The following is a 25,639-nucleotide window of genomic DNA, read 5'->3' as shown; positions in this document are numbered from 1 at the left end:
CATCACCAGCTAATGCCAACGGCGAAAGTCTTGAAATGACTTCGTGCACTGTCCCTGGTGGGATTGGTCCATAGTCTTCCACTGCGTACGCGCGTCCGGACAGTTGCCGCACACGAACTAATCTGTTGGCCGCAGACCCTGGTGTGGATCTTGAAGAGACCGGCCGCGAGGCGGAGATCGCGGGCCCTCGAGTGGCGTGCTCCAGAGCGCTGGATGGCTCTGACGATGAGGCGGCTTTGTTTGGCTGCGTACTCGGTGCGGTTGTTCCGTACCAAACTGCCGCTCCTGCCAGCATGGCTAGTACAGCGAGGCTCAGGGCTTTGATCCGTCGACTCATAGCGCTCCTTTGTTGCTGATGAACGTAGTGCGTGTACAGGGGGGGGCATAGATGGTGCTCGATCTGGGGTGTCTCCGAGTGCCAAGTGCTTTACAGACCTCTATTTGTAAACGGCGACGGGCGGAACCACCCCCGGCCAAGGTGCAACTGAAGTTCATTTTTTGTTCACAATAGTGGCTGGTGGGAGCTTTGCGGCATCGGCGACTGGCTCAGTTACAGGCCGGGGACTTGGGCGCGCCTTGTCGAATCGTTGACGCGGTGGCCGGTCGTGTCCTTCTGGCCATGCGTCCTTCCCTTCCTACGGTTACCAGGGCTTCTGCACTGCGCCCATTCCCTCTGGTTGGGTCCAGACCGGTGAGCGCTGGGCGCTCTGGTAGAACGGTCAGGAGACGGCCGGCGTCACTCCCCTTGGGGTGCGCCTGTGGATGGAAGGCCAGAAGATGGGGCAGGTGAAGGGGGCGCGCGGCCAACGTCCGGCAGGCGAAGCGCTACGCGGAACGCTGGTGCGCGGCCCGGCTGTATCCCGAGCTGCCTCTGCGTGAGGCCGTCGCCCGGCTGACCGACAGCACGCCGATCCAGTTGCCCCCGCCACTGCCCGGTCTGCCGCCGACCCGCGAACAGCAGCAACAGGCCCGACGCCTGGCCGAGGCCAGAGCGAAGGCGGTTGAGCGGATCAAGGCAGCACTCGATCGGTTGGGGCGGTTGGGCCGGTGTCGCCTCCGCTCAGGCTATTGATGAGTAAGGATTTGATTGGGATTACAAATCCGTTTACAGCGGTTCGATTCCGCTTGAGGCCTCCAATTGAAAAGCCCTGACTCCGGGCAGGGCTTTTCGTTTTTCTGCGGTCTGGAATGTGCTGTACGAGCGCTATGATCGGGTCTGGGCCTTAGCGGACTTCATGCGGATGACTCCCAGACACATCGTGGAAACCTGGATCGAGCGCTTCAACGCAGGCGATGCTGCTGGCCTGGCGGAGCTGTATCACCCCGACGCGATCAATCACCAGGTCACCCAGGACCCGATCAAGGGCCGCGATGCGATCCGTGCCACCTTCGAGCGTGAATTCAGCACTGCTGAAATGGTCTGCATTCCCGAAGTCATCCATGAGGCCGGCAATGTCGCTGCGCTGGAATGACGCGACCCTCTTGGCCTGCGTGGATGCGGCTTCTTCACGGTTGACGGAGGATTGATCACGTTCCAGCGCGGCTACTGGGACAAACTCTCGTTCCTGAAGATGCACGGTCTTCCGATCGAGTGAGCCGCAAGGCCGGGCGGCATCCGTGCCGCCTTGGTCGTGGCCTGATCGGCTACAGCCTGGCCAGCGCCTGCACCGTGGCCTGCGTCAGCGGCTGGGGCAGAGCATCCCCGGCAAACCAGCCCAGCCCGGTCTGCACGCCCGGCTCCTGGATGGAAGCCTCGGCACCCGCAGGTGCCCGCGCCTCGTAGATCGGCGCGACCCAGTGCTGCGCAAGCGCCGGCTCGAAATGATCGGCCACGCACAGCAGGCGCAGCAGCTGCACTTCCAAGGCGGTCTCCTCGCGGACTTCGCGGACCACGGCAGCCTCCACCGTTTCCATCCAGTCGACTTTGCCGCCGGGCAGGCCCCAATGCCCGCGCTCCGGATCGCGTCCGCGCTGGATCAGCAGGATGCGGCCGTCGGCATCACGGACGACGGCGCCGCATCCAACGCGGGGAATCTGCAGTTCAGTCATGGCGGTGAATGAAGTAGGGACGGTTTTCATTCTTGCATGCACGCCGCATCAGGCGAACCCGCGCTAGGCTGGGCACCTGTGCATCAACAACCTCGCGGGTGTGTCGCATGGTCATCCGGCAACTTGGTGCTGACGACGCCGACATTCTCTGGCAGGCGCGGTTGCAGGCGCTTCGCGAGTCGCCCGCTGCGTTCCTGTCCACGCTGGCCGAGGCGCAGAATGAGACAGCAGACGTGATGCGCGCCCAGCTTGCTGATCCCGGGACGCGTTATTTCGGCGCTTTCATCGACGGCAAGCTTGCGGGCTTCCTGCGCTACGTACGCCCGATGCGGACGGCGCGACGGCATACGGCGGAAGTGCACAGTGTCCATGTGGGCACCGGCCACCGTGGCCAGGGTATCGCCCGCCACCTTCTTCTTGCTGCGTTTGCATCTGCGCGCGCCGAGGGCATTGAATCGCTCACCCTCACGGTGCTGGAGGACAATGCTGCTGCGCGCGGGCTGTATGAATCGCTGGGTTTCAGCGTACTCGGCAGGGAGCCGCGCGCAGTCAAGCGCGAGGGCATCTACACGGATATCGTCTCGTACTGGATCACATTGCACTGACAGTGAAACGTTACTGCGAGCCCGGTCATGTTTCCTTGGCACGAAGGGCCTGGACACACATTCATTCGACGAAGATAGGGCAATGCACGTTCAGGTATGCCGCTGGCAAAGCGTAGCGCCGCAACACCGTCAGCAGGCGGTGGATCTGCTCCGCCAGGCTTTCCCGGACATGCAGGGCGAGGGCTACGCCATCCCGGGGCCGGTCGCTCTAGTCCTGGCGATGGGAGGTGATCACGTTGTCGCACATCTCGCGCTGTACGAACGCAACGTACTGCTGGACGGCGAGCCGGAACGCATGGGCTTGATTGGCGGCGTGGTGGTGCGTGCCGACGTTCGCCGGCAGGGCATTGCCTCGCGGTTGATCGAAGCGGCCCATGCAGAGCTGCGCCGGCACGGTATCGATTTCGCCGTGCTGTTCGCCCTGGATCATCGGCACTATGCCTCTGCGGGCTATGTACCGATGCAGAACGAGACCTGCTTCATTGAAGACGGCCACGTACGCAGGTTCGTCTACCGCGGCGGCATGGTGGCCACGCTGGGAGCGCGCCGCTGGACCACGGCCTTGCTCGATCTGCAGGGCGAAACGGTCTGAACGGCGCCAGCGTGCAGTCACCACCAAACCACCGTATCGTGGCGGTTGTCCAATGAACCAGGGAGCGGTGCAGGATGAAGGGGAAGGTAGTGATGGCGATGATGCTGCTGGGGTGTTTCCCGCTGGCATCGGCCCAGGTCTACAAGTGCAAGGGCGCTTCCGGTGAAACGGTATACAGCCAGAATCCCTGTGCTGCCGGCGCTGAACCCATGAAGCTGCGTTCCAGCCGTTCCTCCATGGAAACGGCGGGGGAGGCATCGAACCGCGCGGCGGTGTACCAGAACACCGAACTGGCCGACGCTGGTATCGCCGAGCGCAACTGCGTGCAGGGCGAGCGCTCGCGCATCTACGGTCCGCTGGAGTCGCGCAGCCAGCAGATCGGTCGGCAGATCGCCGAGTTGAACCGGCAGATGGCCGCGTCGAGCAACAACCTGGCCGGCGCAACCCGTGACTCGGGCATCCGTACGCAGATTGCCAGCCTGCAGCAATCGTTGAGTGCCGAGCGGATGGCGGCGGATACTCAGATGGCGAGTGCGCGCGAACAGTGCGCCTCGACCCGGCGTGAACGCGAGCGCTCGGTGCGCGACAAGTTCAGCAACGTACCCGCGGGTACGCCATGAGTCGTTCCCGCTAGGCGGGAAGGCGCATGGGTGTCTCCGCACGGAAGTTGCGCCCGACCGGCGCGCTCACGCCCAGGTAGTGCCGGAACAGGTAGATCAGCGGTTTCCAGCGCGCCACATCGATGTGCTGGGTGCCGTCCACGGTGATGTCTTCGTGCGCATGCACGCAGCGGATGCGGCCTTCGACGATCACGAAGCCCTGGCTATCATCCTCGCCGGGTGGATGCATCGCCATGACGGTGGCCTCCACCTGCAGCGGGCACTCGGCAATGGCCATCGGAGCAACATGCGTCGACACGACGGCAGTGAATCCGCCCAGTGCGAACTTGTCGCGCACGTGCACGTAGCCCATCGCCTGCTTGGCGGTCGGCACCGGGTTACAGCCGGTTGCCCGCGCGATTGCCTCGACCTGTGCGGCCTGTGCGGATGAGGGGAAGTTCAGCACGCACTCGTTGCGCAGTTGCAGGTTGCGATAGCCCTGGCCCTGCGTACCGAGACCCAGCACTACCCGGTTGCCCAGCGCCCAGAACGAAGAAAGCGGGCTGATGTTGCTGCTGCCGTCGTCATTCAACGTGGTCATCAGCAGCACGGGCGTGCCTGGGTACAGGACCGAAGGGGTGATGCGGCGGCGATGGATCGAAGCGGTCTTCACGGCAGGTCTCGCGGTTGCGGGCGAGCACTGTGCCGCGCAGTCGGCTGCTGACGCTTCGGCCTGCATCGAACTGTTGGCAGATGACGGCATGCCACAATGGGGCATGGTCCACACCTCCGGTTCCCTTGTCAGTGTCGGTGCCCTGGTCGGGGACCAGGCGCGTGCCGCCATGCTGCTGCAGTTGATGGATGGACGGGCCTACACCGCGATGGAGCTGGCGCGCGTGGCCGGGGTAACGCCGCAGACGGCGAGCACGCACCTGCGCAGGCCTTGCCGGACTGGGCCTGCCGTTGCGCGAGCTCCTGCAGCAGCCGGTGGCGGCCAACCCGGCGCGCTACTGCCGTGGCTGCCTGGACTGCACCGAACGGCGGCCACACCTGGCAGGGCTGGTCGGTGAGGCGATGCTGGACAGTTTCGTGAACAACGATTGGCTGCGGCGCGTCGAGGGCCGGCGCGAACTACGGCTGACGCCACCCGGGCGCGAGGCGTTGTGGCGGCTCTTCAACCTGGCGACCTGAGCGGCGCGGCCAGTCTCAGTCACCCGCGACATGGCAAGGCGTTATGGTCGAGTTCCACGTCTCAGGGAGCTGCAATGGCGAGCAAGGACATCACGGGTCGCTTCGGGCACGGAGCGAATCGGAAATGAGCAAAATCATGGCAGATGTGCGTTGGCTGACCTTTCGGTTGAAGAACGGGCAATCCATCGGGCCGGAGCGGCTGAAGGACGGATGGGTGATAGCCTCGGAAACCGCCCGCTGCGAGGTCCGCCGCGAACATATCGAGGGATCGGGCCTGGTGTATGCCCTGTATGCGCCGGCCAACCTGGCCTCACCGCGGCGCGCGGAAATGCGCATGCGCGAATTCCTGATGAGCTCGGGCTACACCTTCACGATGGGCACGCTGGGCGGCTGATCCCCGCCTGCTGCGGCTACGGGCGCACGGCCAAGACCTGGCCGAGCGCGCCGATCTGACCGCGCGCATCGAACGGCACTGTGCTGGTCGGCCGACACCCGGGTGGCCAAACGGCACCGACATGTCGAAGCCCAGCCACTCGCCTTCGGGCATGCCGAACAGGTGCGCGGTCAGATCGAGGGGAGGCGGCACATGCTGCGCGGGTCCCTGCACCGTAAGCGTTACCAGCGTGGCGGACGCGTTTCGCTACGCGATGGACTCAGCGTTGCACTGTCTTCAAGGCATCGACAACCTGTGCTTCAGAGAAGCCACAATGTCCTTCGCCCACCGATGGCAGTACCCGTGGCGCTGGCCGCGCACCGGCGTGTGCGGCCAACTGCGGATACACCGTCTGCATGTGCGGCACGATGGTCGGGTCGTTGTGGTTGAACTGGATCACCAGCGGGCGCTGCAGTGCGCCGGTCAGCGCCAGCGTCGCGCGCACCCTGGCCTGCGCGGCAGGTACAGCATCGATGCGCCGCACCCCGGCGTTGAATGCGGCGTCATCGCCGAAGCCGCTGTAGACCATGCCCCTGTTGCCGACCGGCATGCCACCGCTGCGTGTGGCCAGCTCGTGCAGGACCAGGGCGTGCAGGCTGATCGTGCCGGCCACTTCATCGGGGGAAACCTGCAGCCGCTGCGCCAGCAACGCGGCATGCGCCGGGTCGCGTTGCAGCGCGGTGACGATGCCCTGGTAAAGCTCGCTCTGGGGCAGCATGGCTGCTTCGCGCGACGCCAACCCGGTGACCGGCAGCCCCTCAGCCTTGGGGAAGAAATAATCGAACGCGACCAGTGTGGTCAGCAGGTCGGCCGCGATCTGTTCGCCACTGAGATTGGCGCCGCACAGCGACACACCACCGGCATAGTGCTGCGGGAAACGCTCGAGGCTGCCAATGGTTACGGCACCACCCATCGAGAAGCCCAGCATCCAGGTGTGTCGCACGCGCTTGAGTTCACCCAGGGCATGCTGTCGCAGGTGTTCCATGTCGGTGATCGCCTCGGCCACCGCCCAGCCTTGGCTGGAATACGCGCTCTGCGCGACGGCGTAGCCCGCGCCCAGCAGTGCTGCGGTGCTGTCACCGGCGGCCATCGGCGTGGTGCGTGGCACGCCCACGGGCTCATAGCCATGGGCCAGCATCACCAGGTCGCCGTTCCAGTCTGCCGGTACATCCAGCCGCCAGGGGGCGCCCTGCAGCTCGCCGCTGAGCGTGCGTGGTGCCGTGGTTGGTGCTGCCAGCGATGCCGTCGAAGCATGCAGCAGGCCAAGGGCGAGGGCACATCGAAGCAAGGGGCGCATCGTGGTCATTCCATGCGGGAATGGCGCCGAGCATAGATGCCAGCGGAATGTTGCGCGCGCTGCACTGCCGCAGGGGATTGCGGGCCGTACAGGCGGCGCTCTACGCTGGTGGCATGGCTCCGCACGTCATCGCGTCGATTATCCGCATTCCCCAAGGGAAGGCGGGGTAGCGCGCGGTCGTCACGGCCCTGCAACCCGCCCGGGAAGGCGGATTGCATGCAGCGCTCTCCCGGGAACTGGAATCCACCGAGGAGATCGCAGATGCAACACCCTTCATCCGCCGATGGCGGCGCAACCCTGCACCTGCTGTGCGGCAAGATCGGCGCAGGAAAATCGACGTTGTCGCAACAGCTGGCGGCCAAGCCTCGCCACGTATTGATCAGCGAAGATGCCTGGTTGGCCACGCTGCACCCGGGCGAAATCCACTCCGTCGCCGATTATCTACAGCGCGCAGCCACGCTGCGCAGCGTGCTGACCGATCATCTGCGTACGCTGCTGCGGGCCGGCGTCTCGGTGGTGCTCGATTTCCCCTTCAACACGCCCGCAACCCGCGGGTGGGCGCGTGAGGTGTTCTCGCCAGTGGGCGCCGCGCATCAACTGCACTTCCTCGATATCGCCGACGAGGTCTGCAAGGCGCGGCTGCGTGCACGCAATGCATGCGGCGAGCATCCCTTCCAGGCCAGCGATGAGCAATTCGAGCAGATCACCCGCCACTTCGTTGCACCGGCCGCAGAAGAGGGTTTCATGGTGATGCGCTACACCGAGGCAGGCCCGGCATAGCGCGGTCGGCTCAGTCGCCGAATGCCGGCTTGCCTTCGGTGGCGGTGCGCACGAGCGTCCTGTGGAAGGTCTCGACCAGGGGGCGCAGGTTGATGCGGTGCCAGGCCGCCCACAGCGGTGTGCGGTAGCTGAACCACGGCAGCTCGCGCAGCACCACGCCGTCCGGCGCCTGGTGATCCAGGCTCTGCTGGACGGTGGTCAGGCCCAGGCCGGCGGCAACCAGGCCAAGCGCGGCCAGTGGCTCGGTCGCTTCCATGGCGATGGTCGGGGTGAACCCGGCTTTCGCACACGCGGCGATGAAGGTGTCGTGGCGCAGTGCGTTTTCCCTGTGCATCACGCCGATCCACTGCTGGCTGGCCAGATCCTCTGGCGTGATGGTCTTTGCACTGGCCAGTGGGTGGTCGGCCGGCACGGCCAGCAGCATCGGGTCGTTCAGCACCTGCGTGGCTTCCAGGTCCGGATCGTCGAACGCCGGTGGTTCGCAGACCAGGGCGATGTCCAGGCTGCGTTGCCGCAGGCCTTCCAGCTGCACGTCCGACTGCTGGTTGTAGAGCGCGATATGCACCGCCGGGCGATCGCCGCGCAGTTCGCGCAGGGCGGTGGGCAATACGCCGGAGTGCATCGCGTACTCCAGATAGCCGATGCACAGGCCGCCTTCGTCGCCGCGGCCGAGCCGGCGCGCCAGCGATTCCAGCCGGTTGGCATGGGTCAGCAGGGCCCGCGCCTCGGCCAGGAAGGTACGGCCATCGGCGGTCAGCCGGATGCGCTGCTGCGAGCGTTCGAACAGCTGCAGCTCCAGCCGTTCCTCCAGCTGGGCGATCTGCCGGCTGAGCGGGGATTGGGAGATGTGAAGGCGCTCGGCAGCGCGGCCGACGTGTTCATCTTCGGCGACGGCCACGAAGTAGCGCAGTTGGCGGAGGTCGAGCATAAGACCTTGCGGGACTCAAGATAATTAAATTATGTCTTGGACAGTCTTATCGGGCAAGCCTAGCCTGTGCGTCAACTTCAACAACCTCCCCAAGGGGGAACTCATGAGCATCAACACGCTGCTGGCTGGCAAGACCCTCGGCTTCGGTACCGCGCCGCTGGGCAACATGTTCCGTGACATCCCGGAAGCCGAGGCCCAGGCCACGGTGGACGCGGCCTGGGAACAGGGCACCCGCTACTTCGATACCGCCCCGTTCTATGGCGCAGGCCTGGCCGAGATCCGCCTTGGCGACGCGCTGGCCAAGCGCAACCGCGATGACTTCGTGCTCAGCACCAAGGTCGGCCGCCTGATCCTGGACGAAGTGGAAGACACCAGCGCCCGCGACCTTGGCGAGAAGGGCGGCCTGTTCGTCGCCGGCCGCCCCAACAAGCTGGTCAACGACTACTCGGCCGATGCCACCCTGCGCTCGATCGATGACAGCCTCAAGCGCCTGAAGACCGATCGCCTGGATATCGTCTGGGTGCACGACATCGCACAGGACTTCTATGGCGATGAGTGGCTGTCGTACTTCGAGACCGCACGCCGCGGTGCCTTCAAGGTGCTGACCCGCCTGCGCGAGGAGGGCGTGATCAAGGCCTGGGGCCTGGGCGTCAACCGTGTCGAGCCGATCGAGCTGACCCTGGACCTGGACGAAGCCCGTCCGGATGGCTTCCTGCTGGCAGGCCGCTACTCGCTGCTCGACCACGAGCGTGCGCTGCAGCGGGTGATGCCCAAGGCGGCCGAGCGCAACACCGGCGTCGTGGTCGGCGGTCCGTACAGCTCCGGCGTGCTGGCCGGTGGCAGCCACTTCGAGTACCAGAAGGCGTCGCCGGAGATCCTGGCCAAGGTCGAGCGCATCAAGGCCATCGCGGCCGAGTACGGCATCAGCATCAAGGCGGCCGCGTTGCAGTTCTCGCTGGCCAACCCGGCAGTGGCTGCGGTGATTCCGGGCGCCAGCCGTCCCGAGCGCATCGCCGAAGACTACGCCGCACTGAAGGAAATCATCCCGGCCGGGTTCTGGCAGGCGCTGCGCGCCCAGGGCCTGGTCGCGGCCAACGCCCCGCTGCCGATTGACAACATCTGAGTCCCGAAGGAGACATTCCCATGGCAACTGCTTCTGTATCCATCACCGTGCCGACCCCGGCCGACCAGGTCTGGAACCTCATCGGCGGCTTCGATTCATTGCCCGACTGGCTTCCGTACATTCCCCAGAGCACGCTCAGCGAAGGCGGTCGCGTGCGCCATCTGGCCAATCCCGATGGCGATGCCATCGTCGAGCGCCTGGAAGCCTTCGACCAGGCCGATCGCAGCTACACCTACTCGATCCTGCAGGCCCCGTTCCCGGTCAGCGGCTATCGATCCACCCTGCGTGTGGTCGAGCAGGGCGACGGTTCGCGGATCGACTGGTCCGGTGAGTTCACTCCGGTGGGCGTCAGCAACGAAGAAGCGTCCGCGCTGTTCGAGGGCATCTATCGCGATGGCCTGAAGGCCCTGGAAACCACGCTGGCCGGGTGAATGCCCGTGTGGCGTTGACCGCATGCAGGCGCCCCGGCCGGTCCGGGGCGTCTGCGTGTCAGGGTGCGGGCGTCGGTGCACCGCAGGCGACGCGATGCATGGGAAAGTCCATTGCCTGCTTCGGATTGTCCTGCGCGATCTCGATGCGCGCATGTGCGCGCTGGTCGTCGAGGCGCCGGTAGTGGATACGTTGTGGGAAGTCGTTGGCAGGATTCTCGAAGACCGCCTCGTTGGCATCGACCCGGGTGGCGTTGAAGTCCGTGGCGTTCTGGCCAGAGGGCAGGGCAGTCAGCACCAGGCGCCCATCATCGTGCTGGCGCAGTTGCATGAACTCGAAGCCGACGGTTCGCCCGTCGCGCAGGCTGCGGCTGCTGCCGAACAGGGTGTTTCCAGCCAGGCTGGTCCATTGCTCGCCGGCACCGGGTGGCTGCCCATCAAGCTGCCAGCAACCGGCCAGCCAGGCCAGGTGTTCGATCTTCGAGGGTGAGGCGGATAGCGCGTGCGGGGCCGCGAGCAGCAGCGGCAACAGGGCCAGGGCGATGCGGAGTGACATCGGTGCCTCCATGCGCGGGAACGTGCGGCCTGTATAGCGCCCGCCAGATCACGCGGCCAGTGCCGTCCTTTCCAGTGCTGATTCCGATACGATCTGTCACATTGAGCTTGTCTCGCTTGACCCGGAGTCCCGTCATGGTCGACCGTCTCGCCATTCTGCTTGAACGCTTCGCGGTCACCGCCTCGGTGTTCCATGCCGGTGCGCTGTGCGGCATCAACACGCTGGAGGGTGAGGATGAAGCCGGGCAGCTGCACCTGGTGCGACGTGGCCCGCTGCAGGTCAGTCATGCCCAGCAGACCGTACAGGTGGATGTGCCCAGCCTGCTGCTGTATCCGCGGCCGATGCCGCATCGCTTCAGTACCGACCCACAGCAGGGCGCCGACATGGCCTGCGCGAACCTGCATTTCGAAGGCGGCCGGCTCAATCCGATCAGCGCCGCGTTGCCGGATTTCATCTGCCTGCCGCTGGCTGGGCTGTATGGCGGCAACGCAGCGCTGGAGTTGTTGTTCGAAGAAGCGTTCGAGCAGCGTTGCGGGCGCGCGGCGATGGTCAACCGCCTGTTCGAGGTGGTGATGATCCAGGTGCTGCGCCAGCTGATGGAAGGTGGCGAAATGCGCGGCGGTCTGTTCGCTGGGCTTGGCCACCCGCGATTGCGGCTGGCGCTGGTGGCGATGCACGAAGCCCCGGCGCAGGGGTGGACGCTGGAAGATCTGGCCGAGGTGGCCGGCATGTCACGCAGCGTGTTCGCCGCCAGCTTCCGCGAAGCGATGGGGACCACCCCGGGCCAGTACCTGCAAGGCTGGCGGGTCGGGCTGGCACAGCAGGCGCTGCGCCAGGGCCGGCCGCTGAAGCGGATTGCCGACGAGGTGGGCTATGGCAGCGAGGCGGCACTCTCGCGCGCGTTCAAGGCGCACACGGGGCAGTCACCACGCGAATGGCGCGGACAGGCGCGTGCTGGCGCGGCCTGAGCCTCAGCCCAGCACCAGCCGGGCCAGCTTCATGCCACCGAACAGGCCGGCCAGGCCCAGCGCCACCGAGCCACCGGCATACAGCGCGGCCAGTCCGTGCTGCCCGCGCTGCAGCAGCAGGCCGATCTCCAGCGCATAGGTAGAGAACGTGGTGTAGCCACCAAGGATGCCGGTGGCGAGCAACAGGCGAAGCTGCGGCGAGGCACCATTGCGCATCGCGAAGACCTCGACCACCACGCCCATCAGCAGGGCGCCACTGATGTTGATCAGGAAGGTCGACCACGGCCAGGGGCTGCCGACGGCCACTCGGGCGCCGATCAGGTTGCAGGCGTGGCGCAGGCAGGCACCGATGCCGCCGCCGACGAAGACCAGGAAATAGTTGTTCAATGCTTGCATGGCGTGCCTCGAATGCGGGTTCGCAGGGTCAATGGCGAACGCCGAGGGCAGGCAAGACCTGCCGTCGACGAACACCGGGTTCGTCCTGGCAGGAGCCATCAGCCTTGTCAGGCGGTTATCGGGGGAGCCCCATCCCCATCGCGGTCCATGCTACCAGCGGCGGTGCATTCACGTCATCGAGGTCGTCAGCACGCGGGCCACCTTGCTGCGGCTGAAGCCATCCATCAGCAGTTCGAACGCGAGCAGGTCCAGCGCCGCGTGGCGGCGGTGGTCGATTTCCAGGCCATTCTCGGCCACCAGGTGACTGACCAGCTCGTAGGCGTCCTGCCAGACGTCAAGGTGGGCCTGGCTGGGAATGTAGGCGTTACCCGGCTCCCCGACGCCGCGCCCGTTCACTCCATACAGCAGCTCGCGTGCGTCCAGCTTGGCCGCATCGGCGATGCGGAACAGCTGCTCGGCTTTCACATGGGACGCACTGACATGGTCGTTGAGCCAGTTGCTGATGGTTGCCGTGGTGGATTTGGCGGCGCGGGCCAGATCGGCCGGGCGGGGGTGCCCGGCTTTCTTCATGGCGGCGGCGAGTCGTTGGCCGAGAGTATTCATCTATGCAAGCCAGCTTAACGCGTGGAATGCGAAGAATCCTTGCCGCAAGAATAAGTCTGGTTAACAAAAGGGCAGACCATGACCGAATTCTGGAACAAGCGGCAGGTGCGCACGCGGCTGGGGTTCCAGACCGATGCGGAGCTGGCGCGCTTCTTCGGCATCAGCCGTTCCGCAGTATCGCAATGGCCGAAAGACTTCCCGATCCCCGCTCTGCGGCAGTACATCCTGCATCAGCGTTACCCGAACCTGTTCCCCGCAACGGGCGCCGCCGAAGTCGAATCCGCCTGAATTACGCCGCCTTTTGTCGCATTTAGCGTGCTAAGCGCATTCTGTTAAGTACACTTAGCAAAATAGGAAAAACTGATCGTTTTGGCAGTACCTATTGTCGACGCCTACCGGCTGCCGGACAGGTGGCTGGGGCGCGTTGTCGGCTTCACCCCATCCGGGAGGGGCGGGGTCCCGGATGGGGTTTCGTGAACGATTAATAATTTCAATCGCGAAAGTCGCTGCATGTAATTGACCTGTCGTGAAATCTGTGACTAATTTGGATCAACCGGGCGTGAAGCCTGGGAGTCTTTCAGTAGCACGCAAGTGAGTCGGTAGACCGTCAACGATGCAGAACAAGTCCAACGGAGGTCGTATGGAATACGGCATGCATGGCTTGGCTGAACGGGTACGCCGCGAACTGGAAGCCAGCTATCACAAACACGGATGCGGTCCGGCGTTCTGGGATACCTACCAGCAGGTGCTGGACCGGCTCGTCCCGCAGGGGACCGAGCGTACCGAGTTCACCAACGAAATGGCGCTGATCATCGAGCAGCTGGGCATTGTCCGACGCGCGCAGCTGGTACCACCGCACGCCGACGGGCCGCGTTGATTCAGAGCAGGCGCCAGGCGCCGCAGGCAAGCAGCGCCAGCAGCAAAGACAGCAGGGCCAGGGTCCGGGGGCGCCACCAGCGCTTCGGTTGTCCGGCCATCGCCTGCGGACTGCAGTAGCGCACCAGCCCCGGACCGAACCCGGCCCGGTGCTGTTGCTGTGCGCAGGCCTCCAGACAGGCGCCGCAGGCCAGGCAGTCGGCCTGCGGCCCCTGGCGGATGTCCAGCTGCATCGGGCAGGCGCTGATGCAGGCCGCGCAATCGGTGCAGTCGCCAAGACGGTCGGCGCTGAAGGTCGGCATCGGTCCGGCCAGCAGCGGATGCGCGGCGCGGAACACGTAGTCCTGTGCAGTAGTCGGGTCGAGCAGGCCGCGGCCACGGCCCAGCACGCCGCCCAGGCCAGATGGGCGAGGTCCGCGTGGCTCGCCGCGGCGGGCGTCGTACAGCATGCGCGGCGTATGTGGATCGGTCAGCAGCGGCTGCATGCGTGCGAACGGGCACAGCGAACGGCAGACCTGCTCGCGCAGGAAGCCGGCGTTTGCCCAGGTGGCGGCGGCATAGAACAGCACCCAGAACGTTTCCCAGCCGCTCCAGCCGGCACGCGGCGCTGCGATCACCAGCTCGGCGATCGGGCTGAACAGGCCCACGAAGGTGATGCCAGTCCACAGCGAGAGCAGCCCCCAGGCCAGCTGTGTGGCCGCGCGCGCAACGCGTGCCGGAAGCGTGCGGGCCATGCCGTCGGCGATCCAGTCGAAGGCACGGCGCCACAGTGTCTGCGGGCAGGCGTGGCCGCACCAGATGCGCCCGGCGAGGTGGGTGAGCAGTGCCAGCCCCACCGCGAGCACCGCCAGCAGGCCGACCAGCACCCCGATGTCTCCCGGCCACAGCGTCCAGCCGAACAGATCGAAGCGGCGGGCGTTGATATCCAGCAGCAAGGCCTGGCGGCCATCCCAGCGCAGCCATGGCAATGCGTAGAACAGCACCAGCAAGGCGGCGCTGAGCGTGCCGCGCCAGTGCCGTGGTCTCGGTGTGCAGGTCGTACTCATCCCAGCGGCAACTCGTCGTCGTCACCGCTGGGCATCGGTCGCTGCAGGTACCAGGTGATCGCGCTGGACAGCGCCGTCACCGTCCAGAACATGAAGAAGCCGGCCGTGTAGCCCATTTCACGGCTGATCTGCGTGCCCGGGAAACTGATGGCCTGCAACCGCAGCGGGTCGACGAAGGCGAAGAACACCACGCTGGCCAGGCCGGCAGCGATGAAGCTGGGCCAGAGGATCGCGCCCCATTGCTGGATCAACTGCTGGCGACGGTTGGGAGAGGGTCTGTTCATGCTGTCCCGGATCGAAAAGTGGGCGGCGCGTATACTCGCCTGGGTTGGCGCGGCATCCGCAGGGCATGCTTCCTGCAAGCGTGCCAGCCTAGGTGCAGCGGACTGCGCCGACATTGATCTGGATCAACGGTGGTGCCGGCCGGCTGCGGCACACTGCCGGCACGCTTTGGGTACCCCGATGAACGCAACGCCGCCTGTCCTTCCTGTCGCCTCGCCCGAGCTGTGCACCGAGCAGGAAGTGACCCGCCTGGTGCACGACTTCTACGCCCGCGTGCGCGGGGAGGAGCGATTGGGGCCGGTGTTCGAGGCCCACGTCCACGACTGGCCGGAGCATCTGGCCCAGCTGGTCGACTTCTGGTCGGCGATGCTGCGCGGCACCCGGCGCTTCAAGGGTTCGCCGATGTCCAAGCACATGGCCATCGAGCTGGACAAGGATCTGTTCGACCGCTGGCTGGTGCTGTTCCGGATCACCACCGCCGAATGCGACAACCCGCCGATGCAGGAGCTGGCCAACGACGTGGCTGCGCGCATCGGTGACACCTTCTGGAAGCGCTACCAGATGCTGCGATGGCCGCAGGTCGGCCTGCCGGTGCTGGGGATGCCCGCCAAGGATTGATCTGGGTCAAGGCGGCGCAGGCCGCCCGGCGCGATGCTGGCGCCATGGACACGTTCTCTCCCGCCGCTGGTGGCCTGGCCTGGACCTTCGACCCCGACCTTCTGCGCCGGCACGACCGGCCGGGCCCGCGCTACACCTCGTACCCGACCGCGCCGCATTTCCATGATGGGTTCGACGCGCCGGCGCTGCGCCAGGCGATCGCCGACAGCAACCAGCTGGCCCGCGCGCTGTCGCTGTACGTGCATGTGCCGTTCTGTTCCAGCCCGTGCTTCTACTGCGGCTGCAACCGGGTGATCACCCGCGATCGCGGCCGTGGCCACAGCTATGTGTCGCGCGTGCTGGCCGAGGCCGATCTGCTGGCACCACAGTTCGAGGACGGTCGCGAGGTCATCCAGCTGCATCTGGGCGGTGGTACGCCGAACTTCCTCGATGCCGAGGCGATGACCACACTGGTGGAAGGGTTGCGCCGGCGCTTCGATTTCAGCGATTCACCGCAGCGCGATTTCTCGATCGAACTCGATCCACGCTTCATCGACACCCGTGACGTCGCCATGCTGGCGCGCCTGGGCTTCAACCGGGCCAGCCTGGGCGTGCAGGATTTCGACCCGCAGGTGCAGGAATCGATCAACCGCATACAGGGCGTGCAGCAGACACTGGACATCCTGCGCGCCTGCCGCGACAGCGGCATGCGTTCGGTCAACGTCGACCTGATCTACGGCCTGCCCGGGCAGAGCCTGGAAGGATTCGGCCGCACCCTCGAACGGGTGCTGGCGCTGCGCCCGGACCGCCTGGCGGTGTATGGCTACGCGCACCTGCCGCATCTGTTCCGGGCACAGAAGCAGATCGACGAAAGCCGGTTGCCGTCGCCGGAAGACAAGCTGGCGCTGCTGGGCCTGGCGGTGGAGAAGCTCTCCGCGGCTGGCTACCAGTACATCGGCATGGATCATTTCGCATTGCCGGAAGAGGATCTGTCACGCGCGCAGCGTGCCGGCCAGCTGCATCGCAACTTCATGGGTTACACCACCCACGCCGATACCGATCTGCTCGGCCTGGGCGTAAGTGCGATCAGCCATATCGGCGCCACCTACAGCCAGAATCCACGTGACCTGGCGTCCTGGGAGGACGCGGTGGACCAGGGGCAGTTGCCGGTCTGGCGCGGTGTCGCGCTGAGTGCCGACGACCAGTTGCGCGCGGAGCTGATCCAGCAGCTGATGTGCCAGGGCGAGGTGGATGGTGCGGTGCTGGGGCAGCGCCACGGCGTGGATTTCCAGCAGTACTTCGCCGAGGACCTGCGTTCGGTACAGCGGCTGCAGGAGGATGGCCTGGCCGAATACCGCGATGGCGTGGTGCGTGCGAGCGAACCCGGGCGACCGTTGCTGCGGTTGCTGGCAATGTGCTTCGACCCGTATCTGCGTGCCGCACATGAGCAGCCACGTTACTCGCGGGCGATCTGAAAGCGGGATGTGCTGCGTGCGTGTGGTGCCCGGAGCCGGAATCGAACCGGCATGGGGTTGCCCCCGGCGGATTTTAAGTCCGATGCGTCTACCAGTTTCGCCATCCGGGCCTGCAGCGCGGCGCCGATTGTAGCCTACCCGTGTCGCTGCAGCCGGATTGCGCGTGAGCGACGTGCTTAACTGTTATCCCTGTTCATGTCATAGTCCCAGCCACCGTTCCCAGGGGGGGAGCCACCCGATGTCGCTGCACGCGATTGCCTATGCCAGTGAGGCCCGCGCCGATCTGCGGACAACCGATCTTGATCGCCTGCTGGCCGACGCCACGGCATTCAATCGTGTAGCCGGTGTCACCGGTGTCCTGATGTTCGACGGCAGCCGCTTCCTGCAGTATCTGGAAGGCCCCGAAGATGGCATCGATTCGGTGTTCCAGCGCATCTTCAATGCACGCAGCCACGCGCAGATCAGGCTGTTGTGCCGCGCGCCGGTGGTGCAGCGTGCGTTCCCGCGCTGGTCGATGGGTACGCGGCGGATCGATGCGGACCTGCTGACCCAGATCGTTGACGCGGCGTGGCCGGGTTTCCTGCTTGGCAGCGGTGGTTTCGAGCGCCTGCTGCAGGCCTGGACCGGTGCCGACGGCGAGCTGGAACCCGCTGCGGTCGCGCTGGGTTCCTGAGCCCGCCTTGGCGGCGGGGTACCGGGGCCGGTAGGCTGTAGCCTTTCTGGTGCGGGTTTTCCGGAGTGGTACAGCGAATGAGTGGGTTGGCCCAAGCCATGGCGGCACGCATCCGGTTTCACCCGGTGCACGGGACATGCCGATGAGCGTGCCCGTTGCGGCGGCGGTGACGCCGCGTTTCGCCGTGATCGGCCTGGGTTACGTCGGCCTGCCATTGGCGGTGGCGTTTGGCCGGCACTGGCCGACACTGGGCTTTGACATCGATGCCGGCCGCATCGCGGAGCTGCGCGGTGGCCGCGATCACACGCTGGAGATGGAGGCCGACGAGCTGGCCGAAGCCACGCATCTGCAGTACGGCAGCGATCCTTCGCTGCTCGATGCCTGCAACGTCTATATCGTCACCGTGCCGACCCCGATCGATGCATACGAGCAGCCCGACCTGGAGCCCCTGCGTTCGGCGACACGGCTGATTGCCAGTCATCTTCGCGCCGGCGATCTGGTGATCTACGAGTCCACGGTGTACCCCGGCACCACCGAGGAAGTGTGCGTGCCGCTGCTGGAACAGGGTTCGGGCCTGGGCTTCAACGAAGACTTCTATTGCGGGTACAGCCCGGAACGGGTCAGTCCCGGTGACCGCCAGCGGCGCCTGGCCGACATCCGCAAGATCACGTCTGGTTCGACCCCGGAAGTCGCTGCGGTGATCGATGGTCTCTACCAGCGCATCATCGACGCCGGTACGTTCCCGGCGCCGTCGATGCGCGTGGCCGAAGCAGCCAAGGTGGTCGAGAACATCCAGCGCGACGTCAACATCGCGCTGGTCAACGAGCTGGCGCTGATCTTCGACCGGCTCGGCATTGATACCCAGGACGTACTGGACGCCGCTGGCAGCAAGTGGAATTTCCTGCCGTTCCGGCCAGGCCTGGTTGGCGGTCACTGCATCGGCGTCGATCCGTACTATCTGCTGCACAAGTCCGAAAGCGTGGGCTACCACCCGGACCTGATCCACACCGCGCGGCAGGTCAACAACCGCGTCGGCGAGCACGTGGCGGCGCGCGTGCTGGCGATGCTGGCCGAGCGTGGCCGTGCACCGGCGGAGGCACGCATCCTGGTGCTGGGCGTGACCTTCAAGGAGGATTGCCCGGACCTGCGCAACAGCCGCGCGCTGGAACTGGCCCAGCGCCTGCGCGATGCGGGGGCGCAGGTGGAGGTGAGCGACCCGTGGGTCGGCCCGGCGGCATTGACCGGCGAGGGCCTGGATTGGCTGGCCGAGCCCGGGGCGGGGCGCTATGACGCGGTGGTACTGGCGGTGGCCCACGCCCGTTTCAAGGCAATGGATGAAGACGCAATCCGGGCGCTGCTGGCGCCAGGCGGCCTGGTCTACGACGTCAAATCGGCCTGGCCGCGCAACGTGGTTGACGATCGTTTGTAAGCCTTGGCAGCGAGCGGCGCGGTAGACTCGGGAACAGTTGCAACCGAGGAAAGCCATGCACCGGTACATCGTCTACCTGCTCGCCATCCTGATGTTCCCGATATGCCTGTGGCTGGCCACGATCTGGCCGGCCTGGTACTGGGGCGTCGGCCTGACTGCCGCGATGGTGGCATTGGGGACCTGGGACCTGCTGCAGAAGCGCAGCACGCTGCGCCGCAACTATCCGGTGATGGCGCACTTCCGCTACGGGCTGGAATCGATCGGCCCGGAGATCCGCCAGTACTTCGTGCAGAGTGACCTGGAGGACGTGCCGTTCTCGCGCCAGCAACGTGCACTGATCTACCAGCGCGCCAAGAACGAGATGGACACGGTACCGTTCGGCACCCTGCGCAGCACCTATGCGGTGGACTACGAATGGATCAACCATTCACTGGCGCCGACTGCCATCGCCAAGCATGACTTCCGCGTGCTGATCGGTCCGAACTGTGCCAAGCCCTATTCGGCCAGCGTGTTCAACATCTCGGCGATGAGCTTCGGTTCACTGTCGGCCAATGCCATCCGCGCACTGAACGAAGGCGCACGGCGTGGTGGTTTCTACCACGACACCGGCGAAGGTTCGATCTCGCCCTATCACCGTGAGATGGGCGGCGATCTGGTCTGGGAAATCGGCTCGGGCTACTTCGGTTGCCGCGACGAGAAGGGTGGTTTCAGCGAGGAACGCTTCGTTGCCAATGCCACCCATGACCAGGTCAGGATGATCGAGATCAAGCTGTCGCAGGGTGCCAAGCCGGGTCATGGCGGCGTGCTGCCAGCGCCGAAGGTGACTGCCGAGATCTCGGTGACCCGTGGCGTGCCGATGGGCGTGGACTGCGTGTCGCCGTCGCGTCACTCGGCGTTCTCGACACCGGTCGAGCTGCTGCAGTTCGTCGCCCGCCTGCGCGAGCTGTCCGGTGGCAAGCCGGTCGGTTTCAAGCTGGCGATCGGCCACCCGTGGGAGTGGTTCGGCATTGCCAAGGCGATGCAGGAAACCGGGTTGCTGCCGGATTTCATCGTGGTGGACGGTGCCGAAGGGGGCACCGGCGCGGCGCCAGCCGAGTTCGTCGACCATGTCGGCGTGCCGATGCACGAAGCGCTGCTGCTGGTGCACAACACCCTGGTCGGCCTCGATCTGCGCGAGCGCATCCGCATCGGTGCAGCCGGCAAGATCACCAGTGCGTTCGACATTGCGCGCACCATCGCGCTGGGTGCCGACTGGTGCAATGCCGGCCGCGGCTTCATGTTCGCGCTGGGCTGCATCCAGTCGTTGAGCTGCCATACCGACAAGTGCCCCACCGGCATCGCGACCCAGGACCCGGCGCGCTGGAAGCATCTGGATGCACCGGACAAGGCCACCCGTGTGTACAGCTACCACGAGCACACGCTGCATGCCTTGAAGGAACTGCTGTGTGCCGCGGGCCTGAACGACCCGGCGGAACTGGGCCCGGAGCATATCCTGCGTCGGGTTTCGCCTGTTGAGATCCGTTCGCTGGCCTCGCTGTACCGCTACCTGGAACCGGGCGAGCTGCTGCACAAGGTGCCGGACCACGCCGTGTTCCATGCGTTCTGGGCCGATGCGCGCAGCGATTCCTTCCAGCCGCCGCCGAAGATCCAGGCGCTGCGGGCCAGCAAGTCGCGATAACGTGTTGCTGTAGAACCGAGCCCATGCTCGGCTGCTTCTCTCATCGCGATGTTGGAACGAAGAACCGTCGAGCATGGCTCGACGCTGCAAGGAGATGCCATGCGGTTCCGGTTCGGCACCACGGATGACGTGGCCACGCTGTGGGCGTTGCGCACGCGTTGCGTGCGCGAGACCTGCAGCAGCCATTATCCGCCCGAAGTGATTGCGCCCTGGTCGGCCTCGCCGCCGCCGTCGCAGTACGCGCGGTTGCTGGGGCAGGGCGGCTGCGTGGTGGCCGAGGATGGGCGGGGTGGCCTTCTTGGCTTCGGTGTGTTCGATGCCGATGCCAATGAAGTCGACGCGTTGTTCGTTGATCCTGATCGTGGCGGCCAGGGAATTGGCCAGGCGCTGATGCAGCGCCTGCTGGCAATGGCCGATCGTGAGCGTGAGGTGGTGCTGTCGGCCTCGCTCAACGCGGTGCCGTTCTACCAACGGCAGGGATTCATCAGCGTGCGCGAAGAGGTCTACCCGCATCCCAGCGGCGTGGCGCTGGCTTCGGTGAGCATGCGCAGGCCATGGTGAGCGCCGGGGACTGTAAGGCAGTCGAGGATGGCTCGACTCCACAATGCAGGCGTCACCGCCCGGCCAGCCACCTGATCACGCCCTCGGCGGCACGCAGGCCACTGGCGTAGCACGCGGTCAACAGGTAGCCACCTGTCGGCGCCTCCCAGTCCAGCATCTCGCCGGCGCAGAACACGCCGGGCACGGCCCGCAGCATCAGGCCATCATCCAGCGCATCCAGGCGCACGCCGCCGGCGGTGCTGATCACCTCGGCCATCGGCCGGGGACGCAGCAGGCGCAGCGGCAGGCGCTTGAGCGTAGCCGCCACGGCAGGCAGGTTGTTGCCGGCTTCCTTACCCAGAATCTCGAACACCAGTGCGGCCTTCACCGCATCAAGGCCCGCCTGGCGACGCAGGTGCTCGCCGAAGCTGCGGCCCTTGCGCGGGCGTGACAGATCGGCCAGCAGGCGCGCCTCGTCGCGGCCCGGCACCAGATCCAGCCACAGCATCGCGTGGCCATCGCGGTTGATGGTCTCGCGCAGGTCCGCCGCCAACGCATAGATCAGGCTGCCTTCGATGCCGTACTCGCTGGCCACGCATTCGCCCTGCAGCGACTGTGGCTGTCCGGCCAGGTCGATCCAGTGCGCGACGACCGGCTTCAACGGTGCACCGGCATTGCGCTGGGCGAAGAACGGGGTCCAGTCCACGTCGAAGCCGCAGTTGGCTGACTGCAGTGGCGCGATGTCCACGCCACGGGCCTGCAGTGGTGCAACCCAGGCGCCGTCGCTGCCCAGCTGCGGCCAGCTGCCGCCGCCCATCGCCAACACGGTGGCATCGGCGTGGACATCGATCTCGCCGGCTTCGGTGGCGAAGCGCAGCGCGCCGTCGTTGCTCCAGCCGATCCAACGGTGGTTGGCATGCAGGCGCACGCCCTGTTCCTTCAGCCGGCGCACCCAGCCACGCAGCAGCGGCGCGGCCTTGCGGTCGACCGGGAACACGCGGCCGGAGCTGCCCACATAGGTCTCCACCCCAAAGCCGCCGGCCCAGTCGCGCAATGCCTGCGCATCGAAGCCATCCAGCCAGCGGCCCACGGTCGTGGACTGCTCGCGGTAGCGGCTGTCGAACAGCGGACGCGGATCGGAATGGGTGAGGTTGAGCCCGCCCTTGCCGGCGATCAGGAACTTGCGGCCGGGCGAACCCTTGGCCTCGTACAGGTCCACCTCCAGACCGGCGGCGCGCAGGCGCTCGGCGGCGAACAGGCCGGCCGGGCCGCCGCCGATGACGGCGACCCGCGGAAGCGGTGCGGCATTACGGTTTGACATCGAGCAGCTCGACATCGAACACCAGCGACGAACCGGCCGGAATCGGGCCAACCCGGCGGTCGCCATAGCCGTAATCCGGCGGGATCATCAGGGTGCGCTTGCCACCGACCTTCATGCCGGCCACGCCCTCATCCCAGCCGCGGATGACCTGGCCGGCGCCGAGCGCGAAGGTGAACGGTTCGCCGTGCTTGAAGGAGCTGTCGAAGGTCTTGCCGTGCTTGGTTTCGGTGCGGTTGTCGTAGATCCAGCCGGTGTAGTGCACGGTGACCTTGCTGCCGGCAACGGCTTCGGTGCCGGTGCCGGGCACGGTATCGATGCGCTCGAAGGTGGTCAGGGTGCCGCCGGGCGGTGGGCCGGACGGTTCGGTTGTGCAGCCAGCGGCGGCGAGGGACAGCAGCAGGGGAAGCAGCAGGCGGCGCATCGGGCGTCTCCGGAAGGGCGCAGGGCGAGGGCGGCAAGGGTAGCGCATCGGCGCCGGGTATCATGGGGGCATGGCAAAACTCCTGCTCAATCTGCGCAATGTCGGCGACGACGAATATGCCGATGTCTGCACGCTGCTCGACCAGCACGGCATCGCCTGGTATCGCACCGAACCCAGCCCCTGGGGCATCTCCAATGGTGGTCTGTGGCTGCGCGAGGACGCCGATCATCCACGTGCGAAGGCGCTGATGGCGGAATACCAGGCCGAACGCGGGCCGCGCATCCGTGCCGAGCGTGAGCAGGCATTGCGAGATGGCACGGCGGAGACCTTCGGCAGCCTGTTCCGGCGGCGGCCGGTCTACGTGGTGCTGGTGCTGCTGGGGATGGCCGGTGCGGCGGCGCTGGTGCTGCTGCCGTTCGTGCTGTTGCGGGGGTAATGGGGCTTCTGGCCGGGTTGCACCCGGCACCCGCAGACGCAACGGCAACAGCAACGTCAAAAGCCGGGCTTCAGTGGGAGGGCGGGGCGGTGTGGACAGGCGGGGGACGGCAAAAGCTGCTCCTGCGTGCCTCGTAGAGCGCCATCCATGGCGCTCTGCGCCCCCGCCTGCCCACACCGCCCCACCCATGACAGATTCCGGTTGCTTGCCGGGCTTGGGGTCGGGTCCCTCTGCTGCGCAGAGGGCTCTGACCCCTGAATCTGCCCGGAGGGGCGGGAGGCGCTAAAATGCCAGGATGATCGCCAATACCGCTGCCTATCATTTCGCCGTCATCGACGCTCCCCAGGCCCTGTGCGACCAGTTGCTGGCGCGTGCCGAGGCGGCGCAGTTGCGGGGCACGATCCTGGTGGCGGGCGAGGGGCTGAACCTGTTCCTGGCGGGTGCGCCGGAGGCGGTCGAGGGTTTCTACGCGGCGCTGCGTTCTGACGTGCGGTTTGCCGATATGCGGGTCAAAACCAGCTTCAGTGAACATCAGCCGTTCGCGCGGCTGAAGGCCAAGGTGAAGGACGAGATCATCAGCTTCCGCCGTGACGACGGTCAGCCGCTGGACTATCCGCGCGCGCCGGCGGTCGATCCGGCCACGGTGCAACGCTGGTTGCGGCAGGGGCATGACGACGCCGGCAAGCCGGTGGTGATGCTCGATACCCGCAACCTGCAGGAAGTGGAGTACGGCACCTTCAAGGATGCGCTGGTGCTGCCGATTCACAAGTTCACCGACCTGCCCGAGGCGCTGGCGCCGCACCGCGAGGCGCTGAAAGACAGCACCGTGGTCAGCTTCTGCACCGGCGGCATCCGCTGCGAGAAGGCGGCGCTGTGGATGGTCAACGACGGCATGGACAACGTGCTGCAGCTGGACGGTGGCATCCTCGGCTACTTCGAGGAGGTGGGTGGCGAAGGCTACGAAGGCCGCTGCTTCGTGTTCGATGAGCGCGTGGCGCTGGATGCCGAGCTGAAGCCGATGGTCGACCAGCCGCTGCCGGAGCCGCGCCCCAGCGCGTTCTGACGCTTCCGCGGTAGAGCCGGCCGCTGGCCGGCTGCGAAGCCATCTACCTGTATGCCGGCCAGCGGCCGGCACTACCAATCGCGCTTGGCGCGGACCAGGGCACCCCGGATCGGCCCGGTCAGCCCTGAACCCGCCACACGGGAATCAGCATCCCGCCACCGTCACTGGCCGCGGCGCCTGGCCGACCCCATGCATGGGGGATCCTGTGACGGAAAAACGCCTGATGATCCCGTTGTCGATCCTTGACCTGGCCCCGGTCTGCGAGGGCAGTGACACCACCGCCGCTTTCGCCAACATGCTGGAACTGGCCCAGCACGCCGATGCGCTGGGCTACCGCCGCTACTGGCTGGCCGAACACCACAACATGCCGGGCATTGCCAGCGCGGCCACCGCCGTGCTGATCGGCCACGTGGCGGGTGGCACAAAGCGCATCCGCGTTGGTGCCGGCGGCATCATGCTGCCCAACCATGCCCCGCTGCAGGTGGCCGAGCAGTTCGGCACGCTGGCTTCGCTGTATCCGGACCGCATCGACCTCGGCCTGGGCCGTGCACCCGGTACCGACCAGCCGACCGCGCGTGCGCTGCGCCGCTACTTCGACAGCGCCGACCAGTTCCCGCAGGACGTGCGCGAGCTGCTGCATTACTTCGAGCCGGTACAACCCGGACAGGCGGTGCAGGCGGTTCCGGGTGGCGGCCTGCGGGTGCCGACCTGGATCCTCGGTTCGAGCCTGTTCGGTGCGCGCATGGCCGCCTCGATGGGCCTGCCGTATGCGTTCGCCTCGCACTTCGCACCCGACGCGATGGATGAAGCCGTTGCTGTATACCGGCGCGAGTTCCGCCCCTCGGCCACGCTGAAGCAGCCGCACGCGATGCTGGCCCTGAACGTCGTTGCCAGCGACAGCGAAATCGAATCGCGGCGCCTGTTCACCAGCCAGCAGCAGAGTTTCGTGAACCTGCGTCGCGGCCGACCGGGCAAGATTCCGGCACCGATCGACGACATCGAGTCCTTCTGGGAGCCGCACGAAAAACTGGGCGTGGAGCGGGCGCTGGCCTGCACCGTGCTGGGCGATCCGCAGCAGGTGGCGGAGGGCATCGCCGCGTTCGTCGAACGGCACAAGCCCGACGAGCTGATGCTCACCGCCAACCTGTACGACCACCGCGCGCGCCTGCGCTCGTTCGAACTGACCATGCAGGCCTGGCACGCCCGCCACGCGGGCTGAACAATTGCGTCACGGCCCATTGCGGCCGAACCGCG

At 66.2% G+C, this 25,639-nt stretch carries 32 protein-coding genes, 1 tRNA gene, 1 pseudogene and 1 riboswitch; of the genes and pseudogenes, 22 read left to right on the top strand and 12 right to left on the bottom strand.

Features of this window, described 5'->3' with window-relative positions; all coding sequences use genetic code 11:
• Window positions 1–666: 666 nt before the first annotated feature.
• A pseudogene (locus tag AC5P9L_RS01915) lies at window positions 667–1,027 on the top strand (hypothetical protein); the annotation flags it as partial.
• Between the two features lie 214 nt (window positions 1,028–1,241).
• A complete protein-coding gene (locus AC5P9L_RS01910; RefSeq protein ID WP_227415191.1) occupies window positions 1,242–1,472 on the top strand; it encodes a YybH family protein in 231 nt (76 codons plus the stop codon).
• 172 nt (window positions 1,473–1,644) lie between these two features.
• Here AC5P9L_RS01910 and AC5P9L_RS01905 read toward each other — a convergent pair whose 3' ends face one another.
• Window positions 1,645–2,049: an NUDIX hydrolase gene (locus AC5P9L_RS01905; RefSeq protein ID WP_108270455.1), complete on the bottom strand. Its 405-nt coding sequence runs from the start codon at window positions 2,047–2,049 to the stop codon at window positions 1,645–1,647.
• A 107-nt stretch (window positions 2,050–2,156) separates the two neighbouring features.
• Here AC5P9L_RS01905 and AC5P9L_RS01900 point away from each other — a divergent pair, with 107 nt between their 5' ends.
• The 3 genes from AC5P9L_RS01900 (at window position 2,157) to AC5P9L_RS01890 (ending at window position 3,866) form a co-directional block, all read left to right on the top strand.
• Window positions 2,157–2,654 (top strand): GNAT family N-acetyltransferase, encoded by a 498-nt coding sequence (locus AC5P9L_RS01900; protein WP_111189152.1) that lies wholly within the window; start codon window positions 2,157–2,159, stop codon window positions 2,652–2,654.
• 139 nt (window positions 2,655–2,793) lie between these two features.
• Window positions 2,794–3,246 (top strand): GNAT family N-acetyltransferase, encoded by a 453-nt coding sequence (locus AC5P9L_RS01895; protein ID WP_231914702.1) that lies wholly within the window; start codon window positions 2,794–2,796, stop codon window positions 3,244–3,246.
• 74 nt (window positions 3,247–3,320) lie between these two features.
• On the top strand, window positions 3,321–3,866 hold the full coding sequence (locus AC5P9L_RS01890; RefSeq protein WP_049449127.1) for a DUF4124 domain-containing protein: 546 nt from the start codon (window positions 3,321–3,323) through the stop codon (window positions 3,864–3,866).
• Window positions 3,867–3,876: 10 nt separating this feature from the next.
• Here AC5P9L_RS01890 and AC5P9L_RS01885 read toward each other — a convergent pair whose 3' ends face one another.
• Window positions 3,877–4,518, bottom strand: a complete 642-nt coding sequence (locus tag AC5P9L_RS01885) for a flavin reductase family protein (protein ID WP_262101691.1) — start codon at window positions 4,516–4,518, stop codon at window positions 3,877–3,879.
• Window positions 4,519–4,808: 290 nt separating this feature from the next.
• Here AC5P9L_RS01885 and AC5P9L_RS01880 point away from each other — a divergent pair, with 290 nt between their 5' ends.
• Window positions 4,809–5,036, top strand: coding sequence for a hypothetical protein (locus AC5P9L_RS01880; RefSeq protein WP_227415193.1), 228 nt, complete (start codon window positions 4,809–4,811; stop codon window positions 5,034–5,036).
• Between the two features lie 124 nt (window positions 5,037–5,160).
• A complete protein-coding gene (locus AC5P9L_RS01875) occupies window positions 5,161–5,430 on the top strand; it encodes a hypothetical protein (protein WP_005408911.1) in 270 nt (89 codons plus the stop codon).
• A 259-nt stretch (window positions 5,431–5,689) separates the two neighbouring features.
• Here the strand turns inward: AC5P9L_RS01875 and AC5P9L_RS01870 are convergent, their stop codons facing one another.
• Window positions 5,690–6,766, bottom strand: coding sequence for an alpha/beta hydrolase family protein (locus tag AC5P9L_RS01870; protein ID WP_099497499.1), 1,077 nt, complete (start codon window positions 6,764–6,766; stop codon window positions 5,690–5,692).
• A gap of 261 nt (window positions 6,767–7,027) precedes the next feature.
• Between AC5P9L_RS01870 and AC5P9L_RS01865 the strand changes: the two genes are divergently transcribed.
• Window positions 7,028–7,546: a P-loop nucleotide/nucleoside kinase family protein gene (locus AC5P9L_RS01865; protein ID WP_080398518.1), complete on the top strand. Its 519-nt coding sequence runs from the start codon at window positions 7,028–7,030 to the stop codon at window positions 7,544–7,546.
• 10 nt (window positions 7,547–7,556) lie between these two features.
• On the opposite strand, the gene AC5P9L_RS01860 is transcribed toward AC5P9L_RS01865, so the two are convergent.
• On the bottom strand, window positions 7,557–8,474 hold the full coding sequence (locus tag AC5P9L_RS01860) for a LysR family transcriptional regulator (RefSeq protein WP_227415194.1): 918 nt from the start codon (window positions 8,472–8,474) through the stop codon (window positions 7,557–7,559).
• A 103-nt stretch (window positions 8,475–8,577) separates the two neighbouring features.
• On the opposite strand from AC5P9L_RS01860, the gene AC5P9L_RS01855 reads away from it, so the two are divergent.
• Entirely contained in the window at window positions 8,578–9,597 is a 1,020-nt protein-coding gene (locus AC5P9L_RS01855) for an aldo/keto reductase (protein ID WP_005412841.1), read from the top strand.
• A 20-nt stretch (window positions 9,598–9,617) separates the two neighbouring features.
• Complete coding sequence (locus AC5P9L_RS01850; RefSeq protein ID WP_005408917.1) at window positions 9,618–10,028, top strand: SRPBCC family protein; 411 nt, start codon at window positions 9,618–9,620, stop codon at window positions 10,026–10,028.
• Between the two features lie 58 nt (window positions 10,029–10,086).
• On the opposite strand, the gene AC5P9L_RS01845 is transcribed toward AC5P9L_RS01850, so the two are convergent.
• Window positions 10,087–10,581 (bottom strand): DUF6265 family protein, encoded by a 495-nt coding sequence (locus AC5P9L_RS01845; protein WP_043034343.1) that lies wholly within the window; start codon window positions 10,579–10,581, stop codon window positions 10,087–10,089.
• Window positions 10,582–10,715: 134 nt separating this feature from the next.
• Here AC5P9L_RS01845 and AC5P9L_RS01840 point away from each other — a divergent pair, with 134 nt between their 5' ends.
• Complete coding sequence (locus tag AC5P9L_RS01840; RefSeq protein ID WP_005408919.1) at window positions 10,716–11,549, top strand: AraC family transcriptional regulator; 834 nt, start codon at window positions 10,716–10,718, stop codon at window positions 11,547–11,549.
• 3 nt (window positions 11,550–11,552) lie between these two features.
• Here AC5P9L_RS01840 and crcB read toward each other — a convergent pair whose 3' ends face one another.
• Both crcB and AC5P9L_RS01830 read right to left on the bottom strand, forming a co-directional pair.
• The gene (gene crcB, locus AC5P9L_RS01835) at window positions 11,553–11,945 is read right to left on the bottom strand and encodes a fluoride efflux transporter CrcB (protein WP_005412844.1); all 393 of its coding nucleotides are present in this window, start codon (window positions 11,943–11,945) and stop codon (window positions 11,553–11,555) included.
• A gap of 82 nt (window positions 11,946–12,027) precedes the next feature.
• Window positions 12,028–12,091: riboswitch (Fluoride riboswitch) on the bottom strand.
• Between the two features lie 22 nt (window positions 12,092–12,113).
• Window positions 12,114–12,515 carry a transcriptional regulator gene (locus AC5P9L_RS01830; RefSeq protein WP_005408921.1) on the bottom strand — a complete coding sequence of 134 codons (402 nt, stop codon included), beginning with the start codon at window positions 12,513–12,515 and terminating at the stop codon, window positions 12,114–12,116.
• Between the two features lie 111 nt (window positions 12,516–12,626).
• Here AC5P9L_RS01830 and AC5P9L_RS01825 point away from each other — a divergent pair, with 111 nt between their 5' ends.
• Both AC5P9L_RS01825 and AC5P9L_RS01820 read left to right on the top strand, forming a co-directional pair.
• On the top strand, window positions 12,627–12,836 hold the full coding sequence (locus AC5P9L_RS01825) for a helix-turn-helix domain-containing protein (protein ID WP_005408922.1): 210 nt from the start codon (window positions 12,627–12,629) through the stop codon (window positions 12,834–12,836).
• A gap of 352 nt (window positions 12,837–13,188) precedes the next feature.
• Entirely contained in the window at window positions 13,189–13,425 is a 237-nt protein-coding gene (locus AC5P9L_RS01820) for a hypothetical protein (protein ID WP_005408923.1), read from the top strand.
• Window position 13,426: 1 nt separating this feature from the next.
• Here the strand turns inward: AC5P9L_RS01820 and AC5P9L_RS01815 are convergent, their stop codons facing one another.
• Together AC5P9L_RS01815 and AC5P9L_RS01810 are read right to left on the bottom strand one after the other, a co-directional pair.
• The gene (locus AC5P9L_RS01815) at window positions 13,427–14,470 is read right to left on the bottom strand and encodes a 4Fe-4S dicluster domain-containing protein (protein WP_227415195.1); all 1,044 of its coding nucleotides are present in this window, start codon (window positions 14,468–14,470) and stop codon (window positions 13,427–13,429) included.
• Window positions 14,467–14,754, bottom strand: coding sequence for a hypothetical protein (locus AC5P9L_RS01810; protein ID WP_005408925.1), 288 nt, complete (start codon window positions 14,752–14,754; stop codon window positions 14,467–14,469). Before AC5P9L_RS01810 ends, AC5P9L_RS01815 begins: the two co-directional genes overlap by 4 nt.
• Window positions 14,755–14,932: 178 nt before the next feature.
• Between AC5P9L_RS01810 and AC5P9L_RS01805 the strand changes: the two genes are divergently transcribed.
• Together AC5P9L_RS01805 and hemN are read left to right on the top strand one after the other, a co-directional pair.
• On the top strand, window positions 14,933–15,370 hold the full coding sequence (locus tag AC5P9L_RS01805) for a group III truncated hemoglobin (protein WP_049396364.1): 438 nt from the start codon (window positions 14,933–14,935) through the stop codon (window positions 15,368–15,370).
• 44 nt (window positions 15,371–15,414) lie between these two features.
• A complete protein-coding gene (gene hemN, locus AC5P9L_RS01800) occupies window positions 15,415–16,824 on the top strand; it encodes an oxygen-independent coproporphyrinogen III oxidase (RefSeq protein WP_043034401.1) in 1,410 nt (469 codons plus the stop codon).
• Between the two features lie 23 nt (window positions 16,825–16,847).
• Here the strand turns inward: hemN and AC5P9L_RS01795 are convergent.
• Window positions 16,848–16,934, bottom strand: a tRNA-Leu gene (locus AC5P9L_RS01795).
• 128 nt (window positions 16,935–17,062) lie between these two features.
• Between AC5P9L_RS01795 and AC5P9L_RS01790 the strand changes: the two genes are divergently transcribed.
• The 4 genes from AC5P9L_RS01790 to AC5P9L_RS01775 all read left to right on the top strand — a co-directional run bounded on the left by AC5P9L_RS01790 (window position 17,063) and on the right by AC5P9L_RS01775 (window position 21,165).
• Window positions 17,063–17,497 carry a BLUF domain-containing protein gene (locus tag AC5P9L_RS01790; RefSeq protein ID WP_172711782.1) on the top strand — a complete coding sequence of 145 codons (435 nt, stop codon included), beginning with the start codon at window positions 17,063–17,065 and terminating at the stop codon, window positions 17,495–17,497.
• A gap of 142 nt (window positions 17,498–17,639) precedes the next feature.
• Complete coding sequence (locus AC5P9L_RS01785) at window positions 17,640–18,926, top strand: nucleotide sugar dehydrogenase (protein WP_005408982.1); 1,287 nt, start codon at window positions 17,640–17,642, stop codon at window positions 18,924–18,926.
• 55 nt (window positions 18,927–18,981) lie between these two features.
• Entirely contained in the window at window positions 18,982–20,604 is a 1,623-nt protein-coding gene (locus tag AC5P9L_RS01780; protein ID WP_005412910.1) for an FMN-binding glutamate synthase family protein, read from the top strand.
• Between the two features lie 99 nt (window positions 20,605–20,703).
• The gene (locus tag AC5P9L_RS01775) at window positions 20,704–21,165 is read left to right on the top strand and encodes a GNAT family N-acetyltransferase (RefSeq protein WP_109337195.1); all 462 of its coding nucleotides are present in this window, start codon (window positions 20,704–20,706) and stop codon (window positions 21,163–21,165) included.
• A gap of 52 nt (window positions 21,166–21,217) precedes the next feature.
• Here AC5P9L_RS01775 and AC5P9L_RS01770 read toward each other — a convergent pair whose 3' ends face one another.
• Together AC5P9L_RS01770 and AC5P9L_RS01765 are read right to left on the bottom strand one after the other, a co-directional pair.
• On the bottom strand, window positions 21,218–22,465 hold the full coding sequence (locus AC5P9L_RS01770) for a TIGR03862 family flavoprotein (RefSeq protein ID WP_171968342.1): 1,248 nt from the start codon (window positions 22,463–22,465) through the stop codon (window positions 21,218–21,220).
• Window positions 22,452–22,886, bottom strand: a complete 435-nt coding sequence (locus AC5P9L_RS01765; protein WP_005408986.1) for an FKBP-type peptidyl-prolyl cis-trans isomerase — start codon at window positions 22,884–22,886, stop codon at window positions 22,452–22,454. Before AC5P9L_RS01765 ends, AC5P9L_RS01770 begins: the two co-directional genes overlap by 14 nt.
• 70 nt (window positions 22,887–22,956) lie before the next feature.
• On the opposite strand from AC5P9L_RS01765, the gene AC5P9L_RS01760 reads away from it, so the two are divergent.
• The 3 genes from AC5P9L_RS01760 to AC5P9L_RS01750 all read left to right on the top strand — a co-directional run bounded on the left by AC5P9L_RS01760 (window position 22,957) and on the right by AC5P9L_RS01750 (window position 25,604).
• Window positions 22,957–23,322 carry a DUF6164 family protein gene (locus AC5P9L_RS01760; RefSeq protein ID WP_005408987.1) on the top strand — a complete coding sequence of 122 codons (366 nt, stop codon included), beginning with the start codon at window positions 22,957–22,959 and terminating at the stop codon, window positions 23,320–23,322.
• Window positions 23,323–23,617: 295 nt separating this feature from the next.
• Entirely contained in the window at window positions 23,618–24,385 is a 768-nt protein-coding gene (locus AC5P9L_RS01755) for a sulfurtransferase (protein WP_005408988.1), read from the top strand.
• Between the two features lie 223 nt (window positions 24,386–24,608).
• The gene (locus tag AC5P9L_RS01750) at window positions 24,609–25,604 is read left to right on the top strand and encodes an LLM class flavin-dependent oxidoreductase (RefSeq protein ID WP_099561642.1); all 996 of its coding nucleotides are present in this window, start codon (window positions 24,609–24,611) and stop codon (window positions 25,602–25,604) included.
• Window positions 25,605–25,639: the final 35 nt, after the last annotated feature.

It is taken from the genome of Stenotrophomonas sp. YJH_SMC_64 (assembly GCF_059371375.1).
Note: the sequence above shows the minus strand (reverse complement) of the source record. Positions and strands in the feature narration are given on the sequence as shown.